Raw genomic sequence first — 25296 nt, 5'->3', positions numbered from 1 at the left:
GGGATTGAAGCCCATCCTGTATTTTTATTCATTTGTGGTTTTTTCCATTTTTATTAGTCTGAACCGAATTATGGGAGAGGCCGGTGGAACTGCGGCATCTGAGATATTTCGTGGCCTTGGCGCAGGAGCTGCACTTTGCGCGGGCGGCGGAAAAGCTGAACATCGCGCCTTCCACCCTCACCGTGCAGATTCAGGAAATCGAGCGCCGTCTCGGGGCGCAGCTGCTGGCGCGCAACAAGCGCACCGTGCGCCTCACGCCGGCAGGAGAGGTGTTTTTGCAGGAGGCCCGCACCGTTCTGGCGCAGTTCGAGCGGGCGCAGAATGCCGGCCGCCGGGCGGGGCGGGGCGAGATCGGGCGGGTGGAAATCGGCTATGTCGGCTCGGCGGCCTATGCCGGTGTGCTCCAGCAGCAGATCCAGCGCTTCTCGCATCAGTGGCCGGGCGTGCATCTGCACGCGGTGGAGCTGCCGATGGAGGATCTTCCGGCCATGATCGAGGATGGACGGATCGATGTCGGCTTCGTGCGCCTGCCCATGGCGCTGCCGTCAGGCTTGCGCAGGCATATTCTGCTGCGGGATTATTTCTGCCTTGCCGTGCCGGCGGCCCATGCACTGGCGCAGCAGGCCGGCACGGTGCAGTCCAGCCTGCTGGCGCAGGAGGGGTTCGTTTCGCCAGAGCAGCAGGCGGGCACTTATGAGGTGGCGCGGCGCGGGCGGTTCGCGCCGCATATCGTCTCCTCCCCCGGCAGCCTGCTGGCGGTGTTGACGCAGGTTTCCGTGGGGGCGGGTGTGTCCGTCATACCCAGCATTGTCCGCAATGTGGTGCATCTGCCGGGCGTGGTTTTCCGCCCCATTGCCGGAGAGCCGATCTTTTCGGAGGTCGCGGCCGTGTTTCGTGCCGCAGACCCCGCGCCCACCGTCTCCCACTTCATGGCCCAGCTTCTGGGCTGCCCGCCGGTGGTGCTGCATCCGCGGGACTGGGCCTGAGGCGGATTTCACCTTTCCCCGCCCGTGCCCGTCTTGCCCGTGCCCGTCTTGCCCGTGCCAGTCTTGCCCATGCCCCCGTCTTGCCGCCGGCACTATCGCAGCCGCCCGCCCTGCGCTTCCCGCGTGCGCATGAAGGTCCATACCACGCGCCGCGTTTCCGGCACTTCCCCGGCGAGCACGAGCTGCGAGGTGCGGCGCGGGCCGGTAGGGCTGGCCAGATAGATGCTTTCCTCGATCATCACCGGCATGCCGGGCGCGGCGAAAGCCCAGGCCTCGCCATTGGGCAGGCACAGCAGAACGGTATGAGGATCATCAAAGCGCTCCACCGAGACGGTGGGGTGCAGATGGAAGCGGATGGCATAGGGAATCGAGGGGTCATCCGGGCTGGGCCGGGCATTGCCCTCAATGGCGATCAGCATGTCCTCGCCATCCAGGCGGCTGCCATCCTGCGCCAGACGCCAGGAGCGGCGGTGAATGGTGCCGAAGGCCGCGCTGTAGCCATCATGGCTGGCGCGCAGCAGAATGGCTTCATTGCGGGCGCCGCGCTGCACCTCCACATGGCCGGGCCCTTCAATGACCGGTGCGCCGAACCAGGCATTCAGGCGCGGCCCGTGCAGGAAGCGGCAGGAGGAGGTATCCGCCACCACCAGCGTGGAATGGGCGGCACTGGCGCGGGCGACCTGCCGCCACACATCCTGGTTCACCGCCGCCATGCCGCAATTCACCACAAGCTGGTTGCGCCCGGAGGAAAACTCGAAGGACAGGCAGCTGGCATGCGCCTCATGGCTCACCGTGAAGGGCGGCGGGGCGCCGGTATCGGCAATGAGAACCGTCCCCGCCGCATCAAGGCGCTGATAGCCGCTATAGGGCGCATTGGAGACAGGTGCGCCACGGGCATCATCGAAAGACAATATGGTGGCGAGCTGGTCGCCCGCCGTCAGTCCCATGCCGTGGAACAGGGCAAAGGCCCCGTCTCCATGCCGGAAGAAGCGCAGCATGGGCATCATCCGGTCCATGGCGTTCATCAGGGCGGGCGGAGCAGGCAGATTGCGGGCGGTGTAGGATTGCAGCAGCGGCAGCAGGTCCAGCAGCACATCGATCAGCATGCCGGGATTGCGGGTGATGGGGCCGCCATCGGGCAGGATCTGCCGTTCCAGCTCTTCTTCCAGCCGCCGTTGCGCTGCCCGCAGCAGGCGCGGCTGGTCGGACATGCACAGGCCCGCATAGACCAGCGCGATCAGGGCCTGAAGGCGCGGATAGCCATCCTCCACCCGGTTCAGCATGTGCCGGAGCTGACGCACCTGATGGGTGAGCGAGCGGATGAAGCGGCGGTAGAAGTCCAGCTCCGCATCCTGAAGGATGAACGTGGCCTGGGTGAGCCAGGAGATGACGCGGCGGGCCATCACATCCGGCTGGCTGGCGATCTCGCGCGCCGTACCGGTGCCGCGCATCCAGTCCCCCACCAGAGCGCGGGCATTGGCGCGGGCAATGGTGGTGCCGGCCGCGCGCAGATGGCGCAGCCAGCCAAAGCCGTGCAGCTCCTGCGCCCATTCGTCGGAGGGCGGCTCCAGCTCGAAGACGCTGCTGCCATTCAGGGAAACGGATTTGCCGGCAAAGGAGAAGCGGCCGGAATAGATTTCGCTCGCCAGTTCCGCATCGGCGGTGCGCAGATCCTGCGGCGCGATGAGAAGCCGCTCGGGCACCGGCACCGAGACATAGGCCAGAGCCAGGGCATTGCCGGAGAACCCGCCGGCCAGAGCGCGTGCCTCAACCTTCCCCAGCAGGAGGGCCAGTCGCAGGCGCTCGGCAAGGCTCTCTCGGCTCACGCGGGTCCCCGTTCCGGGCGAAAATCTGGGCGCGGTGGAATGGAAGCGCCCCGCCAGTCCATGCCACATGATTCTGCTCTGTCTCTTGCTTGCACGCATGGGCCAGAGGCTGAGGCCTGCCTGACCCGATGCGTCTTGCGGTCCGCGAGAACGCCTGCGCGCCCTGCGGACCGGGGGCGGCAAGCCTTATCAAATGCGTTCGAGACGGGCCGCGAAGAAGCCATCCAGCCCCGCGCGCTCCACCTCATCCTGCATCCAGTGAATCGGTAGAGTGCGCACATCCCCTTGAGGAGTTATGAACGCGGCCACCTCTTCCACCGCATTCCCGTGGGAAAGCTCTTCCGCACGGACAGGCCGGCGACGCAGATCCCGCCTTTTCGCCAGCAGATGGGCAATCTGCTCCTCGCCTTCCTCCGGCTCCAGCGAGCAGGTGGAATAGACCAGAATACCGCCCGGCTTGAGCAGATCGGCGGCATGGTTGAGCAGGCGGGCCTGCAGGGCGGCAAGGGTGGCGATATCGCCGGGCCGCTTGGTGAGGGCGATATCGGGATGGCGGCGCAGCGTGCCGGTAGCGGTGCAGGGAGCATCCAGCAAGATTGCATCGAACGGCCCGCCGACATAGCTGCCGGCATCGGCCTCCAGCACACGGGCCGACAAATGGAGCCGGTTCAGATTCTCGGTGAGGCGACGCAGGCGCGCGGCGGAACGGTCAATCGCCGTGACCCGCGCCCCGGCCGCCACAAGCTGGGCGGTCTTGCCGCCGGGCGCGGCGCACAGGTCTGCCACATCCAGCCCCTTCACATCGCCGAGCAGGCGGGCGGGCAAGGCGGCGGCTGCATCCTGCACCCACCATTCACCCTCCGCGAAACCGGGCAAGGCGCGTATGGCGCCGGCATGCACAAGCCGCACCGTGCCGGTGGGCATCACCGTGCCGGACAGGGTCTGTGCCCATTTCTCCGGGTCGCTCTTCACCGTGATGTCGAGCGGCGGCTCCACCTTGTGCATGGCGCTGATGGCGCGGGCGACATCTTCGCCCCAGGCGCGGGTCCAGCGGGCGCGCAGCCACTCCGGTGTGTCGCTGGTGAGGGAATCAATGCCGTCCAGCAGGGTGTCCTTCTCGCGGGTCAGGCGGCGCAGCACGGCGTTGACCAGCCCGGCGAAGCCGGCAGTGGAGCGGTCCTGCCGGGCCACATCCACGCTCAGGCCCACGGCGGCATGGTCCGGCACATCCATGAACAGGATCTGTGTCGCGCCCACCAGAAGGACGGCTTCAAGGCGCGGGCTGCCCTTGGGGATGCCACGTTCCAGCAGGCGGCCCAGAAGGGCGCGCAGGGTGCCGATTCGGCGCAGCGCCGTGGCAAGGATGTGGAAGGCGAGCGCGCGGTCCCGCGGTTCCAGCTGGTCGCTCAGGCCCTCAAGGGCCTCATCCAGCCCGGCGCCATGCTGGAGAATGCGATCCAGCGCCTCCACGGCGGCGGCGCGGGCGGGCAGTCCGGCAGGGGGGCGGGCACCCTGTCGCGGCGGCTGGCGGGAAGCGCCGCCTCGCGGCGGCTGCGAACGGGGAGGTGTGGAGCGTTTCGACGTCATGAGCGGCATAGAGCACGATCTGCGCCCGCGCGCCATGCGCACGGAAGGCCGCAGGCCGGTTTGTGTGCGGATCCGGATTGGAAGGCATGAAATATGGCCTTGCCGCCCTGGCAGCCTGTTGCCCCGGGGGCCGGTTGCCGCTATGCAGGCGCACCAGTATTTCGCGCGCTTTTTTCAATGCCGCGCAGGCGTGCCCCGCAAGGGCAAGTCCAGCGCGCGTGTTCAACGGGGTGCAAGGGTTCATCGGGATGTTCCGCATCTTCACGTCCAAACGCTTCATGCCGCGCGCGCAGATGCGCCCCGGAGCGCAGCGCCGGCGAAAATGACGCCCGCTCATGCGGCGCGCCGGAGCTCAGCGCCCGGTGTCGCCCATCAGTATCCGCCCGCAAACCCCTCCTTTCAGGAAAGGCACGAGCGATGGCTCGGCTGGTGATGAAGTTCGGCGGCACCTCGGTCGCCAATATCGAACGTATCCGCAATGTGGCGCGCCATGTGAAGCGCGAGGTGGAGGCCGGCCATCAGGTGGCTGTGGTGGTTTCCGCCATGTCCGGCAAGACCAACGAGCTGGTGGGCTGGTGCAAGGAAGCCTCGCCGCTCTATGATCCGGCCGAATATGATGCCGTTGTGGCCTCCGGTGAGCAGGTGACCTCCGGCCTTCTGGCCGTGGCCCTGAACGAGATCGGCATTCCCGCCCGCTCCTGGCAGGGCTGGCAGGTGCCGATCCGCACCGATGACGCCCATGGCGCCGCCCGCATTCTGGATGTGGATGGCGCGCGCCTCGGCGCGGCGCTTGATTCCGGGCAGGTGGCGGTGCTCGCCGGCTTCCAGGGCATCCATGAGGAAAGCGGACGCATCACCACGCTGGGCCGGGGTGGCTCGGATACCAGCGCGGTGGCGGTGGCGGCGGCCCTGAAGGCCGAGCGCTGCGATATCTATACCGATGTGGACGGGGTCTACACCACCGATCCGCGCGTCGTGTCCAAGGCGCGTCGTCTGGAGAAGGTGGCCTTCGAGGAAATGCTGGAGATGGCCTCGCTGGGTGCGAAGGTGCTTCAGGTGCGCTCGGTGGAACTCGCCATGGTGCATAATGTGCGCACCTTCGTGCGCTCCAGCCTCATCGACCCGGACGCGCCCGAGGCGCATGTGGTGGAAAAGGCCGGTACGCTGATTTGTGATGAGGAAGAGATCATGGCCAGCCAGATGGAATCCCAGGTGGTGACCGGCATCGCCTTCGCCAAGGACGAAGCCCAGATTTCCATCCGCGGCGTTGAGGACAAGCCCGGCATCGCCGCCTCTGTCTTCATTCCGCTGGCGGATGCGCACATCAATGTGGACATGATTGTCCAGACCACCTCCGCGGACGGGTTCACGGACATCACCTTCACCCTGCCCACCGCTGATTTCGAGCGCGCCAAGGCCGTGCTCGAAAAGCTGCGCGAGACCATCAAGTTCCGCGAGCTGCAGGGCGATACCGAGGTGACCAAGGTGTCGGTCATCGGCATCGGCATGCGCTCTCACGCGGGCGTGGCATCGCGGGCATTTGGCGCGCTGGCGGCCAAGGGCATCAACATCCGCGCGATCACCACATCGGAGATCAAGGTCTCCTTCCTGATCGACTCGGAATATACCGAGCTTGCAGTCCGGACTCTGCATTCGCTATACGGGCTGGACAGCTGAGGTTGGGCCGGGCCATCCCGGAATGAAATGACCCGACCGGAAGCCTGTTTGGAACAGGCGCCCGGCGGGTCTGGCCTTCGCTGCTGAATGAAGGATGCGGCCGATGCGTGGCACGCTCGGCGGTCCGCGTGTGCTGCTTCGTCGTCTCCGTGAGGTGATGGCCGAGCCGATTCATGCGCAGGAACGCCTCGACAAGATCGTTGTGCTGATCGCTGCCAATATGGTGGCGGAAGTCTGTTCGGTCTATGTGCTGCGCGTTGATGCGGTGCTCGAACTCTATGCCACCGAGGGCCTGAAGGCCGATGCCGTTCACCGCACGGTGATGCGTGTGAACGAGGGCCTTGTGGGCTATGTCGCGCGTGAGGCGCGCCCGCTGGCGCTCTCCGATGCGCAGGGGCACCCGGAATTTGCCTATCGCCCGGAGACGGGCGAGGAAATCTACAACTCCTTCCTTGGCGTGCCGATTCTGCGGGCGGGTGATACGCTCGGTGTTCTGGTGGTGCAGAACCGCGCCCACCGCACCTATACGGATGAGGAAATCGAGGCGCTCCAGACCACCTCCATGGTTCTGGCCGAGATGATCGCCTCCGGTGAGCTGACCGCCCTTGCCCCGCCCGGCGCGGAACCGGCGGTGCGCCGTCCGCTCCATCTCAATGGTGTCGCGCTGGCCGATGGGCTGGGCCTTGGCCATGTGGTGCTGCATGAGCCGCGCGTGACGGTGACCAATGTCATCGCCGATGACGTGCCGCATGAAACCGCCCGGCTGGATGCCGCCATCCACAAGCTGCGCCACTCCATCGACATGCTGCTGGAAGAGGATGGGCTCGGCTCGCCCGGCGAGCACCGCGAGATTCTCGAAGCCTATCGCATGTTCGCCCATGACCGCGGCTGGCTGCAGAAAATGCGCGAGGCGGTGCTCTCCGGCCTGACGGCGGAAGGGGCCGTGGAGCGTGTGCAGTCGGACACCCGCGCCCGCATGATGCGCGCCTCCGACCCCTATCTGCGTGAGCGCCTGCACGATCTGGATGATCTCGCCAACCGCCTGCTGCGCGCTCTGATGGGGCGGGACAAGGTGATGGAGCGGGCGGAGCTGCCCGAGAACGCCATCATCGTTGCCCGCAACATGAGCCCGGCGGCTCTGCTGGATTATGACCGCACCCGTGTGCGCGGCCTCGTGCTGGAAGAGGGCGGCACCACCAGCCATGTCACCATTGTCGCCCGTGCGCTGGGGCTTGCGGCGGTGGGGCAGGTGGACAATGCCACCAGCCTTGCCGATTCCGGTGACCCGGTGATCGTCGACGGGCAGGCGGGTGAGGTGCATCTGCGTCCGCCGGGGGATGTCGAGGCCGCCTATGCCGAGAAGGTGCGCTTCCGGGCCCGCCGGCAGGCGCAATATGCCGCGCTGCGCACCCGTCCCTCGGTGACGAAGGATGGTACCCATATCAAGCTGCTGCTGAATGCCGGCCTGCTGGTGGACCTGCCTCACATGGATGAGACCGGGGCTGCGGGCATTGGCCTGTTCCGCACCGAATTGCAGTTCATGATCGCCTCGGCCTTTCCGCGCATTTCCGAGCAGCTCAACCTGTATCGCGCCGTGCTGGATGCCGCGGGCGAGCGGCCGGTGACCTTCCGCACGCTCGATATCGGCGGCGACAAGGTGCTGCCCTATATGCGGGCGGTGGAGGAAGAGAACCCGGCCCTGGGCTGGCGCGCCATCCGCCTCGGGCTCGACCGTCCGGGCCTGTTGCGCTCCCAGGTGCGCGCCCTGTTGCGGGCGGGTGCGGGGCGTGAACTGCGGCTGATGTTCCCCATGGTGGCGACCACGGCGGAGTTCGATGCCGGACGCGCGATTCTGGAACGCGAGCTGACCCATCTGCGCAAGCATGGCCATGCCCTGCCGGAGCGGGTTTTCGTGGGCGCCATGCTGGAAGTGCCCTCGCTGCTGTTCCAGCTTGATGAAATCCTGACACGGGTGGACTTCCTCTCCGTCGGCTCGAATGACCTGATGCAGTTCCTGTTCGCCGCGGACCGCTCGAATGTGCGGGTTTCGGACCGGTTCGATCCGCTGCTGCCGACGGCCCTGCGGGCTTTCCGCATGGTGGCGGAGGCGGGGGAGCGGCATAACAAGCCGATCACCCTGTGCGGCGAGCTGGCCTCGCGTCCGCTGGAGGCGATCGCGCTGGCGGCTCTGGGCTATCGCCTGCTCTCGGTGTCGCCGGCCTCGCTCGGGCCGATCAAGTCCACCCTGCTGGAGCTGGATGTGGCGGCCGCACGCAGGGTGCTGATGCCGCTGCTGGATGACAATAGCGGCAAGGTGAATATCCGTGCCGCCCTGCGATCTTTCGCCCAGGCCGAAGGATTGCCCCTTTGAGCGGCTTCTGCCCGGCAACACAGCGATGACAATGGACCTGCCTTTTGCCAAGCTCGACCAGCTCGTGGCCCGCCATGCCGAAATCGAGGCCGCGCTCGCCCATGGGGCGGAGGGTGATGAATATGTGCGGCTGGGCCGCGAGTTTTCAGATCTCTCCCCGCTGGTGGAGCAGGTTCAGGCGCTGAAAACCGCCTTGCGCGACCTTGAGGATGCGCGCGAGCTTCTGGCCGATTCCGAATCCGACCCGGAGATGCGCGCCCTTGCCGGGGCCGAGGTGGCGCGGCTTGAGGAGCAGATCGGGCATGAGGCCCATGCCGTGCGGCTCGCTCTGCTGCCGAAGGACGCGATGGATGATCGCGGGGTCATTCTGGAAGTGCGCGCCGGCACGGGGGGCGATGAGGCGGCCCTTTTCGCGGGGGATCTCTACCGCATGTATGTGCGCTATGCGGCCGAACATGGCTGGAGCGTGGAGGTGCTCTCCGAAAGCGAGGGCACCATGGGTGGCTACAAGGAAATCATCGCGGCCGTGAAGGGCCGTGGCGCTTATGCACGGCTGAAGTTCGAGAGCGGCGTGCACCGGGTGCAGCGCGTGCCGGAAACGGAGAGCGGCGGGCGCATCCACACCTCTGCCGCCACGGTGGCGGTGCTGCCGGAAGCCGAGGCGGTGGATTTCGAGATCAATGAAAGCGAGCTGCGCATCGATGTGTTCCGCGCGCAGGGCGCCGGCGGGCAGCATGTGAACAAGACCGAGAGCGCCGTGCGCATCACCCATCTGCCCACGGGCACGGTGGTGGCCGTGCAGGATGACCGCTCCCAGCACCGCAACCGTGCCCGCGCCATGGATCTTCTGCGCGCCCGCCTGCTGGATGAGGAACGCTCCAGGGCGGAGGCCGGGCGTGCGGCGGAACGCAAGGGGCAGGTGGGTTCGGGCGACCGCTCCGAGCGCATCCGCACCTATAATTTCCCGCAGGGCCGGGTGAGTGACCACCGCATCAACCTCACCCTCTACAAGCTGGAGGAGGTGATGGCCGGCACCGCGCTGGATGAGATCATCGACGCGCTGCTGACAGAACATCAGGCCGCATTGCTGGCGGCTCAGGACAATGGCTGATCCGGGCCAGTCGGGACAGGGGGCGGGCATGATGCAGGATGCACAGGACATCCGGGCGCTGCGTCGTCAGATGGTGGCGGAGCTGACGGTCTCCGGCATCCAGACGCCCGAGCTGGATGGCCGCGTGCTGCTGGCGCATGTGCTGGGCTGTGCGCCCGGCGAGATCATCCTGCATGATGAGAGCCCGGTGGAGCCGGATGTTTTCAGCCAGGCCATGGCCCTTCTGGTCCGCCGCATTTCCGGCGAGCCGGTGGCGCGGATCCTCGGCCACAGGGAGTTCTGGAGCCTCGATTTCAACCTCTCGCCTGATACGCTGGTGCCGCGCCCGGATACGGAAACGGTGGTGGAGCTTGCGCTGGAGGCTTTCCCTGACCGGGAGGCCCCCTTGCGGATCCTTGATCTGGGGACAGGTTCCGGCGCCATTCTGGCGGCGCTGCTGGTGGAGCGGCCGCGTGCAACCGGCATTGGCGTGGATCTGGCCGAGGGGGCGGCAAGGATGGCGCGCCACAATCTCGGGCTGGCCGGGGTGACTGATCGCGTCGCGCTGGTGGTGGGCAGCTGGGCGCAGTGCCTGACCGGCGGATTCGATCTGGTGGTGTCCAATCCGCCCTATATCCAGCGCTCGGATCTGCCTGTGCTGCCCTGGGAAGTGCGCGCATATGACCCCGAACTGGCGCTGGATGGCGGGGATGACGGGCTGGATGCCTATCGCGCCATATCCGCCGATCTGCCGCGCCTTCTGAAGCCGGGTGCTGTTGCGGTGCTGGAGCTGGGCATCGGCCAGGAAGGGGATGTCGCGGATCTGCTGGAGCAGGCCGGGTTGCAGGTCTGCCGTCCTGCACGCGCTGATCTTTCCGGCATTGCGCGGGCCATTCGTGCAGACAGGCCCCGGCAGGGCCCGCCAGCAATGACTAAATAGGCGGGAAGGCACAAAAAATGCTTGGATCGAACCGGCGAACTGGTTAGTGTCATTACAGGAATCAAGCCGGATCACAGGTCGGCGGCCTGTGCATGTGCTGGATGGCAGTGGTGTTTCCAGCCCGGGAGTGGCAGTGTCTGGTGGCGCGCAAGAGGTCGCAGCGCTCGGGCAAGCCCTTGTCTGGCCGATCTTTCATCGTGGTGATGATGCTCCGGTCCATGTCGGTTCTGGAGCGAAGAGGCAACTGCACTGATATGGTGCGGCACAGAGCTCAATGAGCAGACTGATCCTTATTCTTTGGCACACACCCCATGGTGTCACCTGCGCAGCGGCCCGATAAGGGCAGATGCTGCGTGAACGAAGCCACGTCCTGCATGACGTCGGGCGAGGGTTTCTCAGTGTCGCGGTTTGCGGGTGATCCCTCAGGCCACGGCGAAGCGTACCGGACGCAATGGCGGTTGGAACGCCGCGCGAGTAGAGAACGATCCAGATGAGAAATGGTCAGCAGCAAAAGCGCATGCGGGGTCGCAACAATAACCGTCGCGGCTCCAACCCCCTGACCCGGGTGTATGAATCCAACGGTCCTGATGTGAAGGTGCGCGGCACGGCGCATCACATCGCCGAAAAGTATCAGCAGCTTGCGCGAGACGCCCAGTCTTCCGGTGATCCGGTCGCGGCGGAAAACTACTTCCAGCATGCCGAGCATTATCTGCGCCTGATTGCATCCCTGCAGGGCCAGTTCGCCCCGCAGGCCGCTTATGGCCGTGATGAGGAAGGCGACGAGGAAGAGGTGCAGGAAGACGTTTCCGGCCTCGATGCGCCCCAGCCCTATATGCGCGAACAGAGCCGCGAGGCGCGTGAACCTCGCGAGGCCCGCGAGCCACGTGAACCGCGCGAGCCCCGCGAGAATAGCCGCAACCGGGATTTCCGTGAAAATCGCGACCGGGACAACCGGGACCGCGACTATCGGGAGCGCGAGCCCCGCCAGAGCCAGCCGCGCCGTGCCCCGCGCACGGAAGAGGACAGCGCCCCGCAGGTGCATGAACCGGCCGGTGAGGATGAGGTGGCCGAGGTGATTGCCCCGGTGCCGGTGCCTGCCGCTGCTGCGCCGGCCCCTGCGCGCACCCGCGCGCCGCGCCAGCCCCGCACCCCGCGCGCGGAACCGCGGGCAGAGGGCGAGGACCAGCTTGGCCTGCCGTCCTTCATCACGGGGGCGCCTGTCGTTGCCCGCGAGACCCGCGCGGCGAAGGCCGCCGCTGCTCCCGCCATTGCCGATGAGGCGGAGGACGGGCTTGAGGATACGGGCGAACCGCGCGCCGGCCGCCGTCGTCGCCGCTATCGCTCGCGGCTGGATACGGGTGAGGAAGCGGGCTCGGAGAGCAATGCCGAGGCCGAACCGCAGGTTGCCGTGAATGAGTGAGGGGCGGCCGTTCCGGTCAAGCCCGTATATGTGAATGAAGCCCGGCCCTTGTGCCGGGCTTTTTCCTGTCATGGCCCTCCGCGGGGCGCTTTCCCCCTTGTCGCTCCTGTTTCATCCGTTCGCCTGCCGGAGTTCTGCAGCCGGGCGATGGTGGCGCGTCCCGCTTTTCAGGCACATGAAAAAACCCCGTGAAGCCGGGCTCCACGGGGTTTGAAACAGGGGCCTTCACCGGAAGGCAGGCCCTTCCGGCATCAGCGCATCAGGCATCAGTCCTTGGCGCGTTCCACATAGGAGGCGTCCTCGGTCATCACCACGATGCGGGTGCCGGTGGCGATGTGGGGCGGCACGCTGGTGCGCACGCCATTGGAAAGAATGGCCGGCTTGTAGGAGGAGGAGGCGGTCTGCCCCTTCACGGTCGGCTCGGTCTCGGTCACTTCCAGCACCACGCGGGCGGGCAGCTCCACCGCAATGGGGGTGCCGTTGTGAACGGAGAGCATGCACTCCATGCCTTCCTGCAGATACACCGCCAGATCACCCATCACATCCTTGGTGACGATGAGCTGGTCATAGGTCTCCGGGTTCATGAAGGTGTAACCGTCGGAATCCTCATAGAGGAAGGTGTGCGGACGGTCTTCCACGAAGGCGCGCTCCACCTGCTCGGTGGTGCGGTAGCGCTCGGAGATCTTCACGCCATCAGAGATGCGGCGCATGTCGAGCTGGGTCACCGGGGTGCCCTTGCCGGGATGAATGTTTTCGGCGGTAATGATCACATAGAGCTTGTCATCAATCTCGACAACATTGCCCTTGCGCAGAGAGCTGGCGATAACCTTGACCACGTCGCGTCTTCCTTGAACTGTATGCGGCGGCGGGCCGCCTTATCCATATATTATGGGCGGCACCATAACCATCTTCGCGCCGAGCGCCAGCCTTGTGCGGTGCCTTTGTGCATTTCCGGTGCGGGTAGAAGGATTTTCCTGCGTGAAAAAGGTGTCTGGCTCTTCTTCCACCCCGCTCCCGCACACCAGCCCCTGGTGGGAGAAGGCGCGCCATGCGGATCGCCGGCCCTTTCTGCTGGCGCGCGGGCGCATCACCGCGGCGGTGCGCAACTGGTTTGCGCAGGAGGCGTTTATGGAGGTGGAGACACCCGTGCTCCAGCGCTCGCCCGGCAATGAGGCGCATCTGCATGCCTTCGGCACCTGTCTGCTGGGGCCGGATGGCGCGGTGGTGGATCATCTCTATCTGCGCACATCGCCGGAATTCTCCGCCAAGAAGCTGCTGGCGGCCGGTGAGACGCAAATTTTCGAACTCGCGCGGGTGTTTCGCAACAGGGAGCGCGGGCGCACGCATCATCCTGAATTCACCATGCTGGAGTGGTATCGCGCGGGTGCACCTTATGAGCGGCTGATGGAGGATTGCGCGGCCCTGCTGGCGCTTGCGGCACAGGTGGGCGGGCAAGCCGCCTTCAGCTGGCGCGGCCATGTCTGCGATCCCTTTGCCGAACCCGAGCGGCTGACGCTGAAGGAGGCGTTCACCCGCCATGCGGGGCTTGATCTGGAGCGGTTCTTGCCGGAGCCGGGCGGGAATGCCGCCTCTCTTGTTCCCGCCTTTGCCGCCGCGGTGGCGCAGAGTGGTGTGCATGTGGCGGACGATGATGGCTGGTCGGACCTGTTTTCAAAGGTGCTGGTGACGCATGTGGAACCGCATCTGGGCATGGGGCGGCCCACGATTTTATGCGAATATCCGGTGAGCGAGGCCGCGCTCGCACGCCCCAAGCCTTCCGATCCGCGCTTTTCCGAACGGTTCGAGCTCTATGCCTGTGGCGTGGAGCTGGCCAATGCGTTCGGCGAACTGACAGATCCGGTGGAGCAGCGCCGCCGCTTCGAGCTGGATATGGAGGAGAAGGCGCGCCTGTATGGAGAGCGTTATCCGCTGGATGAGGACTTCCTCGCCGCTCTTTCCGTCATGCCGGCCGCCAGTGGCTGCGCTCTGGGGCTGGACCGGCTGGTGATGCTGGCCAGCGGTGCGCGCAGCATAGAAGATGTGCTGTGGATTGCGGTGGCCGGAGACAGGGGCTGAGGCCTCAGGGGGCCATGCCTGAAAGGGCGCGCAGCATGGGGGCAAGCTTCACCATGCTTTCCTCGAATTCGGCGGCCGGGTTGGAATCGGCAACGATGCCGCCCCCCGCATGGGTCAGCAGCGTGTGCCCGGAGCGGGTGATGGTGCGGATGATGATGGAGGAATCCATGGCCCCGTCAAGGCCGATCCAGGCGATGGAGCCGCAATAGGCCCCGCGCGGAAAGGGCTCCAGCTCATGGATGATTTCCTGCGCGCGGATCTTGGGCGCGCCGGTAATGGAGCCGCCCGGAAACGTGGCGCGCAGCAGGTCGACAGGCCCGAGCCCCGCCTTCAGCCGGCTTTCCACCACCGAGACGAGGTGATGCACGCTCGCAAAACGCTCCAGACCATTGAGCACCGGCACACGCACGCTTCCAAGCTGGGAGACGCGGCTGAGATCATTGCGCATCAGGTCCACGATCATCAGGTTTTCGGCGCGGTCCTTGGCGGAATCGAGCAGTTCACGGGCCAGGGCCTCATCCTGCTCGCCATTCTGCCCGCGCGGGCGCGTGCCCTTGATGGGGCGGGTCTCGACCATCCCCTCGCGGGTCAGCCGCAGAAAGCGTTCAGGCGAGGCACTCATCACCGACACATCCGCGCCGCACCGCAAAAAGGCGGAAAAAGGCGCCGGGCTGAGGCTGCGCAGGCGATGATAGAGCGCAAGATCGCTGAGCCCGTCCGGCATGCGGGCGCTCATCTGCTGGGTGAGATTGGCCTGAAAGATATCGCCCGCGCGAATATATTCGATGACCCGCGCAATGCCTGCCTCGACCTCCGCCCGGCTCTGGTCAGGCTGGAAGCTGGCGCGGATGCTCCAGTCGGCATCAGGCTGCGCTGGCGGCAGGGCGGCAAGGCGCGCCTGAAGGGCACAGGCGCGCTCGGCCGCGCGTCTGGCGCGGGTGGCCGGGTCCCTCTCCGGCGCGCCGGTTGACAGGATGAAACTGCGCTTGTGGAGATGATCGAACGCGATCACCGTATCATAAAGGCCCATGGCCATATCCGGCACGGGGGCATGTGTGGGCCGGGGGGCTGGCAGCCTTTCCAGATGCCGGCCAAGCTCATAGCCCAGAAAACCGATGGCCCCGCCAATGAAGGGCGATGGAACCGCATGCTCTTCTGGCCGATCCATGGCGCAGGCGGCCAGTTCACGTTCGAGCACATCCAGCGGAGAGCCGGCAACCGGAACGCCATCCACATGCACGCCATCGCCTTCGGCAAGGAGGATGCGGAACGGATCGACCGCCAGATAGGACCATTGTGAACGCGGATCCCCGGCCGCGCTGCTGTCCAGAAAGGCGAGCCATGGCGCATCGGCCAGAAGGGCGCACAGGGCCAGCGGGTCGGCATGGGGAATTTCAAGGCTCAACACAGGCGGGGACCGATCTGAAGGACAGGGCTGATCATGATGGGCTGATCCCGTGAATGCAAACTTCCGGCCATATGTTCTGCACAGCTGAAACCATCGCGCGTCGCCACAAGGGCATCTGGCTCAGACAGCCGGAAAGGCCGACCCGCGCGGGCCAGCCTTTCCGGGGGCGGGAAGGGCAGGCCGCTGTTCCGGCCCTGCCAGCGACCCGCCCGTGTCTGAGCTTTTGTGTAAGCTTTTGTCTCAGCCCGGTTTCACGGTCTCCGGCTCATCCTCCACAAGCTCGAAATGCGCATGATGCTTGATATCGCCTGTTTCCGTATCCAGCAGCTCGAAATGGCCGTGGATCTCGATGTCATCCATCAGTCCCTTCCAGAGCGAGGTGCACAGGCCGAGCATCACCAGCAGGAAGGGGGCCGCGGCGATGATCGAGGCGGTCTGCAATCCGTTCAGCCCGCCCATGATGAGCAGCACGGTGGCGGAGCAGCTGGCCAGCAGCCCCCACATGACAACCAGACCCGCCGGCGGCTTCTGTGACCCGTAGGATGAGAGCATGCCCATCACCACGGATGCGGCATCCGCACCGGAGACAAAGAAGATGGCGACCAGAAAGATCGCGACTGTCGAGGTCACGGTGGCCAGCGGATATTGCTCCAGCAGGATGAACAGGGAGATGGCTTCACCATGCTGGGCCACCGCCTCGACCAGTCCGCCGGGGCCGTTCAGTTCGGAATAGAGCGCGCTGCCGCCCAGAATGGCGAACCAGATGAAGGTGACGGCGCTGGGAATGAGCAGCACGCCGGCCACGAATTCCCGGATGGTGCGCCCGCGCGAGATGCGGGCAATGAACACGCCCACGAACGGCGCCCAGGAAATCCACCACGCCCAGTAGAAGATGGTCCATTTCGAGAGCCAGGTGCTGTCGCTGAAGGCGGATGTGCGGAAGGACATGGTGACGATATCGCTGAGATAGTAACCGAGCGCCTCGATCATCGTGTCCATGAAGAACACGGTTGGGCCGAGCGCCACGAGAAACAGCAGCAGGGTGATGGCAATCACCATATTCATGTTTGCGAGAAACTGGATGCCCTTGCCCACCCCCGAAACGGCGGACAGGATGAACAGGGCGGTCAGCACGGCGATGATCGCCACCACGATGGTGGAACTCTGGCCCGTGCCCCACAGATAGTGCATGCCACTGTTGATCTGCTGCGCGCCAAGGCCAAGAGAGGTCGCGGTGCCGAACAGGGTCGCGATCACCGCCAGCGCATCGATCAGGCGCCCGATGGGGCCGTGGATGCGATCACCCAGCAAGGGGTGGAAGGCGCTTGAAACCAGGGTTGGCAAATTCCGGCGATAGCTGAAATAGGCCATGGCCAGCCCGGTCACCGCATAGATCGCCCAGGGGTGGAACGCCCAGTGGAAGTAGGAATACTTCATCGCCAGCAGTGCGGCCTCACGGGTCTTGGGCACTGCCAGGCCATGGGGCGGGGATGCGAAATGGCTGACAGGTTCTGCAATGCCCCAGAACATGAGGCCAATGCCCATGCCCACGGCAAACATCATGCAGATCCATGAAACCGTTGTGAATTCCGGCTTCTCGTCATCATGGCCGAGGCGGATCTTGCCGAAGCGGCTGAAGGCCAGAAATACGGAAAAGGCCAGAAAAAAAGCGGTTGAAACAACAAAGCCCCAGCCAAAGACCCTGATGATCCACGCCAGTACAGCCGTCGCAACCATGCTCAGACTGTCCGGCGCCACGCCCCCCCATATCACAAAGCCCAGCCCGACGGTGAGTGCTGGCCAGAAGACGCCGAAGTTGATTCTTCCGCTTCTTGTGGTGTCCATCCTTGTTGCCTCCTGCAATCGGCACGGACCTTTTTGCTTGCATTGGTTATTGGGTCCGTACTTCTGTCTCGGAGGATATATTCAGCTCTCCCGCATCCCGAAGATAAAACTGGATGGGAGAGGGGGTGTTGGCGCATATTTACTGTCAAATTGTCGCAAACCGTGAGGAAGTGGTGTGCTGATCCGGGAGTCTGTGGCCATATGCGGTGTGAATAGATCTGGATAAATTGGATGGATACTGGTCAACATATGTAAGTTTGCGACATCTGGAGTGAAATGACCGTCCGCTCTTCTGTTTGTCTTGTATGCTGCATAAATGGGCATCCGGTCCATATTTCCGCTGGGGAAGATGCGTGGCGGTTACAGATCCTGCCCAGGCTCGCATCAAAAGGGATGGCGTACGGGCCTGTGCCTGTTCTGGCGGTGTTGTGCGGTTTCCGGCAATTGCGCCAATAAATTGAGCAATTGCATAATTATCGGGCGATGAACCCTGCGGGGGTAGATTTCTTGGCATGAGGATTCATTCGCCAGAGGCGGAAACGCGTGGATGCAAAAGCTGGAACATGCAGCAAAAACAGTTGGTTGGGCTTACAGAATGCCCTGGTTCTTGGTCCATGTGACTTCAACTTCCACATGGTCCAGCACCCCGCGTATGGGTGCATTCGGCTTGCGCAGAACAACCCGCGCCCGCTGCACCGGATCGAAATGCGAGCAAAGCCTTTTCCCGATATCCAGCGCCAGAGTCTCGATCAGAAAGCGGCGGCTGCCTTGTACAATGGCCTGTATCTCCGCAAACACCTCGCCATAGTCGACAGTCCTGGAAACGTCGTCCGACTCCAGTGCATCGCTGGTGGAAACATCGAGTTCAAGGTCAATATAGAAGCGCTGGCCGAGCCTGTTCTCTTCCTCGAATACACCGTGATTGGCGAAGAAAGCACAATTTTTAAGGCGTATGATGTACATTTGGGCACAGTCTCGCGATTCAGCTGCCGAAGTGGAGACCGAAATATCACGTTAGGCGCGCTGATTCTGTATCAAATGCGACATCATCCCCGCATAGAGAAGACAGCCCCTCCGCGTGATGCGCATGGTGACAGGTGCAGGGCATGGATTCGGCGCTCCGGCCGGGATGGGCGCACTGTCAGGGCAGGATGATCGTGCGGCATGTCGCACATCTGCCCGCGCCGGATGGTGGCGGGCCTGTGTGAGCCCCAAGCATTCCGGGAGATGCCTCAGGTGGTTTCGGTGGGTCTTTCGTGGCCGGAAAGAACAATGGCAGGCCCGCAACAGGCTCGTCCGCGATCGTTCTGCTTATTACATTTCCAGTGATGTCGTTAGACTGCGTCCGGTTTGACGCAAACGTCCTGTCCGGTTTGAGGCGTTGCCGCAATACTCCTTGCACTTACAATCGTTGCGAGCGAGCCATGACCCGCTTTTCATTTCCTGCTCTGCTGGCCAACGCCCTGACAGGCCACAAGAACTGGACACCCCAGTGGCCCGATTCCGAGCCGAAGGCCGAATATGATGTCGTCATTGTCGGTGCTGGCGGGCATGGCCTTGGCGCAGCCTACTATCTTGCCAGGGAGCACGGCATCACCAATGTTGCCGTGATTGACAAGGGCTGGCTGGGCGGCGGCAATACAGGCCGAAATACCACAATCATCCGCTCGAACTACCTGTATGATGAAAGCGCAATGCTTTTCGATCATGCCGTGAAGCTTTGGGAAGGCCTGTCGCAGGAACTCAACTACAATGTGATGTTCTCCCAGCGCGGCGTGCTGATGCTGGCGCACAATGTGCACGATGTGCAGAGCTTCAAGCGGCATATTCACTCCAACCGCCTCAATGGCGTGGATAATGAGTGGCTGACTCCGGAAGAGGCCAAGGCCTATTGTCCGCCGCTGAATATCGAGAAGAATGTGCGCTATCCCGTCATGGGCGCGGCGCTTCAGCGTCGCGGCGGCGTTGCCCGGCATGATGCGGTGGCATGGGGATATGCGCGCGGGGCATCCTCCCGCGGGGTGGATATCATCCAGAACTGCGCTGTCACCGCCATCCGCCGTGATGCGAATGGCCGGGTGATGGGCGTGGAGACCCAGAAGGGCTTTATCAAGGCCAGGAAGGTGGCTGTCTCGGCGGCCGGAAACACATCGGTGGTTCTGGACAGTGCCGGCGTGCGCCTGCCGCTGGAAAGCTATCCGCTTCAGGCACTTGTGTCTGAGCCGGTGAAGCCGGTGTTTCCCTGCGTGGTGATGTCGAACACCGTGCACGCCTATATTTCCCAGTCCGACAAGGGCGAACTGGTCATCGGCTCCGGCACGGACCAGTATACCTCCTACAGCCAGCGTGGCGGGCTGCCGCTCATCGAGCATACGGTTTCGGCCATTTGCGAGGTGTTCCCCATTTTCACCCGCATGCGGATGCTGCGCAAATGGGGCGGCATCGTCGATGTGACGCCGGACCGTTCGCCGATCATCGGCAAGACGCCGGTGCCGGGGCTGTATGTGAATTGCGGCTGGGGCACGGGCGGGTTCAAGGCCACGCCCGGTTCGGCCCATGTCTTCGCGCACACCATCGCGCGCGATGAGCCACACCCCATCAACGCCCCCTTCTCGCTTGAGCGCTTCAAGACCGGCCGGCTGATCGACGAGGCGGCCGCCGCCGCTGTCGCGCACTGAGGGACGATGCCATGCTTCTGATCCGTTGCCCCTACTGCAAGGCCGAGCGCCCGGAACTTGAATTCGCCTATGCGGGCGAAGCGCATATCGTGCGCCCGGAAGATCCCTCAAAGCTTTCGGATGATGAATGGCGCGATCACCTGTTCATCCGCACCAATACGCGCGGTCTTCATTATGAACGCTGGCGTCACATCAATGGATGCGGGCGCTTCTTCAATGCCGTGCGCGATACCGTCAGCGACAAATTCGTAATGACTTACGAGGCCGGCCTTCCCCGTCCTGGCGAGGCTGAACTCAAGGAAGCCCAGTCATGAATGACTACCGCATTTCCGGCAAGGGGCGCGTGGACTATGGCAAGCCGGTCCATGTCACCTTCAATGGCACCCGTTTTTCCGGTTATCAGGGCGATACGCTGGCCTCGGTTCTGCTGGCCAATGGCGTGCACCTTGTGGGCCGCTCGTTCAAATATCACCGCCCGCGCGGCATTCTCACCGCCGGCTCGGAAGAGCCGAATGCGCTGGTTGGCACCTATCGCGGGCCGGGCCGTTTCGAGCCCAATACCCGCGCGACCGTTCTGGAAATCTCCGACGGGCTGGTGACCAGCAGCCAGAACCACTGGCCGTCCCTGAGCTGGGATGTGGGCGCGGTGAATGACAGCCTGTACATGCTGTTTTCCGCCGGCTTCTACTACAAGACCTTCATGTGGCCGAAGTCCTTCTGGAACAAGGTCTATGAGCCGATCATCCGTGGCGCGGCCGGGCTTGGCAAGTCGCCGAGCGAGCCGGACCCGGACAGCTATGCCAGCCGTTTCGACCATTGCGACGTGCTTGTCGTCGGTGCCGGGCCTTCCGGGCTTGCTGCCGCGCTTGAGGCAGGCCGTGCGGGTGCCAGGGTCATTCTGGTGGATGAGCAGGCGGAGCCGGGTGGCTCCCTGCTGTCTGAGACCGATGCCTCGATTGACGGGAAGTCTGGCTGGGAATGGCTTGCCGGTGCGGTTGCGGAACTGTCCGCGCTCGGGAATGTCACCATTCTCTCCCGCACCACGGCCATCGGCTATTATCACCAGAACTTTGTCGGCCTGTGCCAGCGCCTGACGGACCATATCGCCAATCCCGCGCCGGGTACGCCGCGTGAACGCATGTGGAGGATCCGCGCCGGGCAGGTGGTTCTGGCGCAGGGCTCCATCGAGAAGCCGCTGGTTTTTGATGGCAATGATCGTCCGGGCGTGATGTTTGCCGGCGCCGCGCGCGCCTATCTCAACCGTTATGGCGTGAAGGTGGGGGAGCGGCCGGTGGTCGTCACCTCCCATGACAGCGCCTGGCTGTCTGCCTTCGATCTGGCACGGGCGGGGGTGAAGGTGTCCGCCATTGTGGATGTGCGCCCGCGGGTTTCCGAACTGCTGAAGCGGACGGCGCAGTCCCTTGGTATCGAGGTGCTTGAGGGCTGGACTGTCACCGGCACCAAGGGCCGGTTGCGTGTCAGCTCCGTGCGGGTCAATCCGGTCAATCGCACGGTGGGCTCGGCCCGGATGATCCCGTGCGATGCGGTTCTGATGTGTGGCGGCTGGACGCCGAGCCTGCACCTGTTCTCGCACACGCGGGGCAAGCTGGAATGGCGGGCCGATGAGCAGACTTTCGTGCCCGGCGAGGCGACGGAAGCCTGCCGGTGCGTGGGCGCCGGAAACGGTGATTTCGGCCTTGCCCGCGCGCTTGCCGACGGGGCAGCCGCCGGTGCCGCTGCCGCAGCCGATACAGGTTTCCGGGCGCAGCCTTCGGGCTATGCCGTTGAGGGCGAAATCGAGCTGACGGGCACCAGCAACCGCGAGCTGCCGACGGATCGCAGCGCCTCCAAGGCCCGCGCCTTTGTCGATTTCCAGAATGATGTGACGGCGAAGGACATCCGCCTTGCGGTGCGTGAGGGCTTCCGCTCCATCGAGCATGTGAAGCGCTATACCACCAATGGCATGGCGACCGATCAGGGCAAGACCTCCAACATCAATGGCCTGAACATTGCCGCCGATGCGCTCAACCGGCGCGCCCCGGCGGTGGGGCTCACCACCTTCCGTCCGCCCTATACCCCCACCACTTTCGGGGCGTTCTGCGGCTATAATCGCGGCCCCCTGTTCGAGGTGACACGCAAGACATCCATCGACAGCTGGGCCGAGGAACAGGGCGCGGTGTTCGAGCCGGTGTCGCTGTGGCGCCGCGCCTGGTACTTCCCCAGGGGGGGAGAGGACATGCACGCCGCCGTGGCACGCGAGTGCAAGGCCGTGCGTGACTCCGTCGGCATCTTTGACGCCTCGACCCTCGGCAAGATCGAGATCGTGGGGCCGGATGCGGCGGAATTCATGAACCGCATGTACACCAATCCCTGGACCAAGCTGGCATCCGGCCGCTGCCGTTACGGCGTGCTTCTGGGTGAGGATGGCTTCATCCGTGATGATGGCGTGATCGGCCGTCTGTCGAGCGACCGGTTCCATGTCACCACCACCACCGGTGGCGCGGCGCGCGTGCTCAACATGATGGAGGACTATCTCCAGACCGAATGGCCAGACCTGAAGGTGTGGCTCACCTCCACCACGGAACAGTGGGCGGTGATTGCCATCAACGGGCCGAACGCCCGAAACCTGATCGCGCCATTCGTCGAGGGCATTGACCTGTCGGAAGAGGCGTTCCCGCACATGGCGGTTGCCGAAGGGCGGATCTGCGGTGTGCCGACCCGTCTCTTCCGCATGAGCTTCACCGGCGAGCGGGGCTATGAGGTGAATGTGCCGGCCCGTTATGGCCGCGCCGTGTGGGAAAAGCTGTTTGAGGCCGGAAAGGCTTTCAACATCACGCCTTATGGCACGGAGACCATGCACGTCCTGCGGGCCGAGAAGGGCTATATCATCGTCGGTCAGGATACCGATGGCACCCAGACCCCGGATGATGCCGGCCTCGGCTGGGCCATCGGCAAGGCCAAGCCGGACTTCGTGGGCAAGCGCTCGCTCACCCGCCCGGACATGCTGAACCCGAACCGCAAGCAGCTTGTGGGCCTGCTGACCAAAGACCCGAAGGTCGTTCTGGAGGAAGGGGCGCAGATCGTTCTCGACCCGAACCAGCCCATTCCCATGAAGATGGTGGGGCATGTGACCTCCTCCTACTGGAGCTCCTCGCTCGGCCGTTCCATCGCCCTTGCGGTGGTGGAGGGCGGCCGCGCCAGGATGGGGCAGACCATCTACATCCCGATGCCTGAACACACGATCAGCGCTGAAATCACCGGGACGGTCTTCTTCGATCCCGAGAACAAGCGGCTCAGCGCATAGGAATCCCGGCCATGCTGAATGAATACACTCCCATTGGTCGCGAGACTGTGAGCTGCAAGGGCGGGGCGCTGCGGATCTCCCCGGCCGATAATCCCGCCCGGTTCAATCTGCGCATTGACCCGGCGCAGCGCGATGCGGCCGCGCGGGTCTTCGGCATTCCCCTGCCGGACACCATTGGCGCCATGACGCAGGCGGATGGAAAGACCGCCCTGTGTATCGGCCCGGACGAATGGTATCTCCTCGCGCCGCAGGCCGGGCAGGAGGACATTGTGCGCGGTTTTGCGGAGCTTTATCCCAGCGTGATCCACAGTCTTGTCGATGTCGGCCATCGCGAGACGGGCATTGTGGTGGAGGGCGAGGCGGCGGCCTGGGCACTGCAATCGGTGCTGGCCTTCAATGTGTCCGCCATGCCGGCAGGATCAGGCTGCCGGACCATCATGGACAAGGCGCAGATCATTCTGCTGCGCGAGGGGACAGACCGCTTCCGCATCGAGGTCTGGCATTCGTTCACACCCTTTGTCTGGCAATTGCTGAAAGCTGTCAGCACCGAACTGCAAAGCGGCGTCTGAGCGCCGCCGGCAGCATTGCGCGCGCGGCCGGGGTGGTCCGCGCGCCTTCAGGATCTCAAGCAGGATCGGATCTCCCGCAGGCCATGTCCGGGGAATGATCCAGGGAGGAAACATGACCTACGCCAATGTTGCCCATTCCATCACCGACAAGCCGATCGCCGAGGCCATCAGCCGTGAACTGGGCCGTCAGCAGAACCAGATCGAACTGATCGCATCCGAGAATATCGTCTCCGTCGATGTGCTGATGGCACAGGGCTCCGTGCTCACCAACAAATATGCGGAAGGGTATCCCGGCAAGCGCTACTATGGCGGGTGCGAGTTTGTCGACGAGGTCGAGACGCTGGCCATCGAGCGCGCGAAGGAACTGTTCAAGGTGGGCTATGCCAATGTGCAGCCCCATTCCGGCGCGCAGGCCAACCAGGCGGTGTTCTTCGCCCTGCTCCAGCCGGGTGAGCGTATCATGGGCATGTCGCTTGCCCATGGCGGCCATCTCACCCATGGCTCTCCGGTCACCATGTCCGGCAAGTGGTTCGATGTGGTGAGCTATGAGGTGCGCAAGTCCGATCAGCAGATCGATTATGAGCATGTGCGCGCCAGGGCGCTGGAAACCCGCCCGAAACTGATCGTGGCCGGGGCCTCGGCCTATCCGCGGGCGATCAATTTCGCCGCCTTCCGTGAGATCGCCGACGAGGTGGGCGCCTATCTCATGGTGGACATGGCCCATTATGCCGGCCTTGTGGCGGCGGGTGTGTATCCCTCGCCCATTCCCCACGCCCATGTGGTCACCACCACCACCCACAAGACCCTGCGCGGCCCGCGTGGCGGCATGATCCTGACCAATGACGAGGCGCTGGCGAAGAAGTTCAACTCCGCCGTCTTCCCCGGAAATCAGGGTGGCCCGCTGATGCATGTCATCGCCGCCAAGGCGGTGGCCTTCGGCGAGGCGCTGCGCCCCGGTTTCAAGGTCTATGCCTCCAATGTCATCAAGAATGCCAAGGCGCTCAGCAACACGCTGATCGCCGGCGGTCTGGATATCGTTTCGGGGGGAACGGATTCCCATATCGTGCTGGTCGACCTGCGCCCCAAGGGTGTGACCGGACGGGATGCGGAGCGCGCTTTGGAGCGTGCGGGCCTGACCTGCAACAAGAACGCCATTCCGTTTGATCCCGAAAAGCCGGCGGTGACCTCCGGCGTGCGGCTGGGCACATCGGCCGGCACCACGCGCGGTTTCGGCGAGGAGGAGTTCCGGCGGGTGGGCGAGCTGATCCTGACGGTCATCGAGTCGCTCTCCCGCGCCGGCGCGGAAGGTGATGCGCAGGTCGAGGCCGAGGTGCTCAAGGATGTGCAGGAGCTGTGCAAGCGCTTCCCCATCTATGGATGAGCGCGTGATGTGACGGGCAGGCCGGCGCTTCGCCAAGAGGCGCTGGCATGCCCTTCAGCCTGCACGGTGCATGTCCCTCCGAGACATGCACCTGAAACCATCTCCCGGACTTCGCCGGATGCCCGGGACGCCCGTCAT

General features: G+C 64.4%; 18 protein-coding genes. 12 read left to right on the top strand and 6 right to left on the bottom strand.

What is annotated here, in order from left to right:
- Positions 1 to 83: 83 nt before the first annotated feature.
- The gene (locus ACT6QG_RS04090; protein WP_444976332.1) at positions 84 to 986 is read left to right on the top strand and encodes a LysR family transcriptional regulator; all 903 of its coding nucleotides are present in this window, start codon (positions 84 to 86) and stop codon (positions 984 to 986) included.
- A gap of 92 nt (positions 987 to 1078) precedes the next feature.
- On the opposite strand, the gene ACT6QG_RS04085 is transcribed toward ACT6QG_RS04090, so the two are convergent.
- Positions 1079 to 2812 carry a heparinase II/III family protein gene (locus ACT6QG_RS04085; protein ID WP_444976331.1) on the bottom strand — a complete coding sequence of 578 codons (1734 nt, stop codon included), beginning with the start codon at positions 2810 to 2812 and terminating at the stop codon, positions 1079 to 1081.
- Positions 2813 to 3001: 189 nt separating this feature from the next.
- Positions 3002 to 4399 (bottom strand): 16S rRNA (cytosine(967)-C(5))-methyltransferase RsmB, encoded by a 1398-nt coding sequence (gene rsmB, locus ACT6QG_RS04080; protein WP_444976330.1) that lies wholly within the window; start codon positions 4397 to 4399, stop codon positions 3002 to 3004.
- A 417-nt stretch (positions 4400 to 4816) separates the two neighbouring features.
- Here rsmB and ACT6QG_RS04075 point away from each other — a divergent pair, with 417 nt between their 5' ends.
- The 5 genes from ACT6QG_RS04075 to ACT6QG_RS04055 all read left to right on the top strand — a co-directional run bounded on the left by ACT6QG_RS04075 (position 4817) and on the right by ACT6QG_RS04055 (position 11897).
- Positions 4817 to 6076 carry an aspartate kinase gene (locus ACT6QG_RS04075; protein WP_444976329.1) on the top strand — a complete coding sequence of 420 codons (1260 nt, stop codon included), beginning with the start codon at positions 4817 to 4819 and terminating at the stop codon, positions 6074 to 6076.
- Between the two features lie 103 nt (positions 6077 to 6179).
- Positions 6180 to 8447 carry a phosphoenolpyruvate--protein phosphotransferase gene (gene ptsP / locus ACT6QG_RS04070; RefSeq protein WP_444976328.1) on the top strand — a complete coding sequence of 756 codons (2268 nt, stop codon included), beginning with the start codon at positions 6180 to 6182 and terminating at the stop codon, positions 8445 to 8447.
- 31 nt (positions 8448 to 8478) lie between these two features.
- Entirely contained in the window at positions 8479 to 9558 is a 1080-nt protein-coding gene (gene prfA / locus ACT6QG_RS04065; RefSeq protein ID WP_444976383.1) for a peptide chain release factor 1, read from the top strand.
- 31 nt (positions 9559 to 9589) lie between these two features.
- Complete coding sequence (prmC, locus tag ACT6QG_RS04060; RefSeq protein WP_444976382.1) at positions 9590 to 10477, top strand: peptide chain release factor N(5)-glutamine methyltransferase; 888 nt, start codon at positions 9590 to 9592, stop codon at positions 10475 to 10477.
- A 517-nt stretch (positions 10478 to 10994) separates the two neighbouring features.
- A complete protein-coding gene (locus tag ACT6QG_RS04055) occupies positions 10995 to 11897 on the top strand; it encodes a DUF4167 domain-containing protein (RefSeq protein ID WP_444976327.1) in 903 nt (300 codons plus the stop codon).
- 266 nt (positions 11898 to 12163) lie between these two features.
- Here ACT6QG_RS04055 and efp read toward each other — a convergent pair whose 3' ends face one another.
- A complete protein-coding gene (efp, locus tag ACT6QG_RS04050; protein ID WP_444976326.1) occupies positions 12164 to 12733 on the bottom strand; it encodes an elongation factor P in 570 nt (189 codons plus the stop codon).
- A 142-nt stretch (positions 12734 to 12875) separates the two neighbouring features.
- Here efp and epmA point away from each other — a divergent pair, with 142 nt between their 5' ends.
- Positions 12876 to 13973: an EF-P lysine aminoacylase EpmA gene (gene epmA / locus ACT6QG_RS04045; protein ID WP_444976325.1), complete on the top strand. Its 1098-nt coding sequence runs from the start codon at positions 12876 to 12878 to the stop codon at positions 13971 to 13973.
- A 4-nt stretch (positions 13974 to 13977) separates the two neighbouring features.
- Here epmA and pabB read toward each other — a convergent pair whose 3' ends face one another.
- The 3 genes from pabB to folB form a co-directional block, all read right to left on the bottom strand.
- On the bottom strand, positions 13978 to 15381 hold the full coding sequence (pabB, locus tag ACT6QG_RS04040; RefSeq protein WP_444976324.1) for an aminodeoxychorismate synthase component I: 1404 nt from the start codon (positions 15379 to 15381) through the stop codon (positions 13978 to 13980).
- A 240-nt stretch (positions 15382 to 15621) separates the two neighbouring features.
- Positions 15622 to 17226 (bottom strand): BCCT family transporter, encoded by a 1605-nt coding sequence (locus ACT6QG_RS04035; protein WP_444976323.1) that lies wholly within the window; start codon positions 17224 to 17226, stop codon positions 15622 to 15624.
- Positions 17227 to 17814: 588 nt separating this feature from the next.
- On the bottom strand, positions 17815 to 18189 hold the full coding sequence (gene folB / locus ACT6QG_RS04030; protein WP_444976322.1) for a dihydroneopterin aldolase: 375 nt from the start codon (positions 18187 to 18189) through the stop codon (positions 17815 to 17817).
- A 461-nt stretch (positions 18190 to 18650) separates the two neighbouring features.
- Here folB and ACT6QG_RS04025 point away from each other — a divergent pair, with 461 nt between their 5' ends.
- The 5 genes from ACT6QG_RS04025 (at position 18651) to glyA (ending at position 25158) form a co-directional block, all read left to right on the top strand.
- Positions 18651 to 19904, top strand: a complete 1254-nt coding sequence (locus ACT6QG_RS04025; protein ID WP_444976321.1) for a sarcosine oxidase subunit beta family protein — start codon at positions 18651 to 18653, stop codon at positions 19902 to 19904.
- A gap of 11 nt (positions 19905 to 19915) precedes the next feature.
- Positions 19916 to 20218, top strand: coding sequence for a sarcosine oxidase subunit delta (locus ACT6QG_RS04020; protein WP_444976320.1), 303 nt, complete (start codon positions 19916 to 19918; stop codon positions 20216 to 20218).
- On the top strand, positions 20215 to 23208 hold the full coding sequence (locus tag ACT6QG_RS04015; RefSeq protein WP_444976319.1) for a sarcosine oxidase subunit alpha: 2994 nt from the start codon (positions 20215 to 20217) through the stop codon (positions 23206 to 23208). Before ACT6QG_RS04020 ends, ACT6QG_RS04015 begins: the two co-directional genes overlap by 4 nt.
- Positions 23209 to 23219: 11 nt before the next feature.
- The gene (locus ACT6QG_RS04010) at positions 23220 to 23777 is read left to right on the top strand and encodes a sarcosine oxidase subunit gamma (RefSeq protein ID WP_444976318.1); all 558 of its coding nucleotides are present in this window, start codon (positions 23220 to 23222) and stop codon (positions 23775 to 23777) included.
- 112 nt (positions 23778 to 23889) lie between these two features.
- On the top strand, positions 23890 to 25158 hold the full coding sequence (gene glyA, locus ACT6QG_RS04005; RefSeq protein ID WP_444976317.1) for a serine hydroxymethyltransferase: 1269 nt from the start codon (positions 23890 to 23892) through the stop codon (positions 25156 to 25158).
- The last annotated feature ends 138 nt before the right edge of the window (positions 25159 to 25296 follow it).

The organism is Haloleucobacter ellipsoideus, assembly GCF_052491725.1.
Note: the sequence above shows the minus strand (reverse complement) of the source record. Positions and strands in the feature narration are given on the sequence as shown.

Coding starts and splice junctions, on each gene's coding strand:
- rsmB (WP_444976330.1), bottom strand. CDS start 4,399: ATGACGTCGAAACGCTCCACACCTCCCCGTTCGCAGCCGCCGCGAGGC.
- ACT6QG_RS04075 (WP_444976329.1), top strand. CDS start 4,817: ATGGCTCGGCTGGTGATGAAGTTCGGCGGCACCTCGGTCGCCAATATC.
- ptsP (WP_444976328.1), top strand. CDS start 6,180: ATGCGTGGCACGCTCGGCGGTCCGCGTGTGCTGCTTCGTCGTCTCCGT.
- prfA (WP_444976383.1), top strand. CDS start 8,479: ATGGACCTGCCTTTTGCCAAGCTCGACCAGCTCGTGGCCCGCCATGCC.
- prmC (WP_444976382.1), top strand. CDS start 9,590: ATGCAGGATGCACAGGACATCCGGGCGCTGCGTCGTCAGATGGTGGCG.
- ACT6QG_RS04055 (WP_444976327.1), top strand. CDS start 10,995: ATGCGGGGTCGCAACAATAACCGTCGCGGCTCCAACCCCCTGACCCGG.
- ACT6QG_RS04035 (WP_444976323.1), bottom strand. CDS start 17,226: ATGGACACCACAAGAAGCGGAAGAATCAACTTCGGCGTCTTCTGGCCA.
- folB (WP_444976322.1), bottom strand. CDS start 18,189: ATGTACATCATACGCCTTAAAAATTGTGCTTTCTTCGCCAATCACGGT.
- ACT6QG_RS04025 (WP_444976321.1), top strand. CDS start 18,651: ATGACCCGCTTTTCATTTCCTGCTCTGCTGGCCAACGCCCTGACAGGC.
- ACT6QG_RS04020 (WP_444976320.1), top strand. CDS start 19,916: ATGCTTCTGATCCGTTGCCCCTACTGCAAGGCCGAGCGCCCGGAACTT.
- ACT6QG_RS04015 (WP_444976319.1), top strand. CDS start 20,215: ATGAATGACTACCGCATTTCCGGCAAGGGGCGCGTGGACTATGGCAAG.
- ACT6QG_RS04010 (WP_444976318.1), top strand. CDS start 23,220: ATGCTGAATGAATACACTCCCATTGGTCGCGAGACTGTGAGCTGCAAG.
- glyA (WP_444976317.1), top strand. CDS start 23,890: ATGACCTACGCCAATGTTGCCCATTCCATCACCGACAAGCCGATCGCC.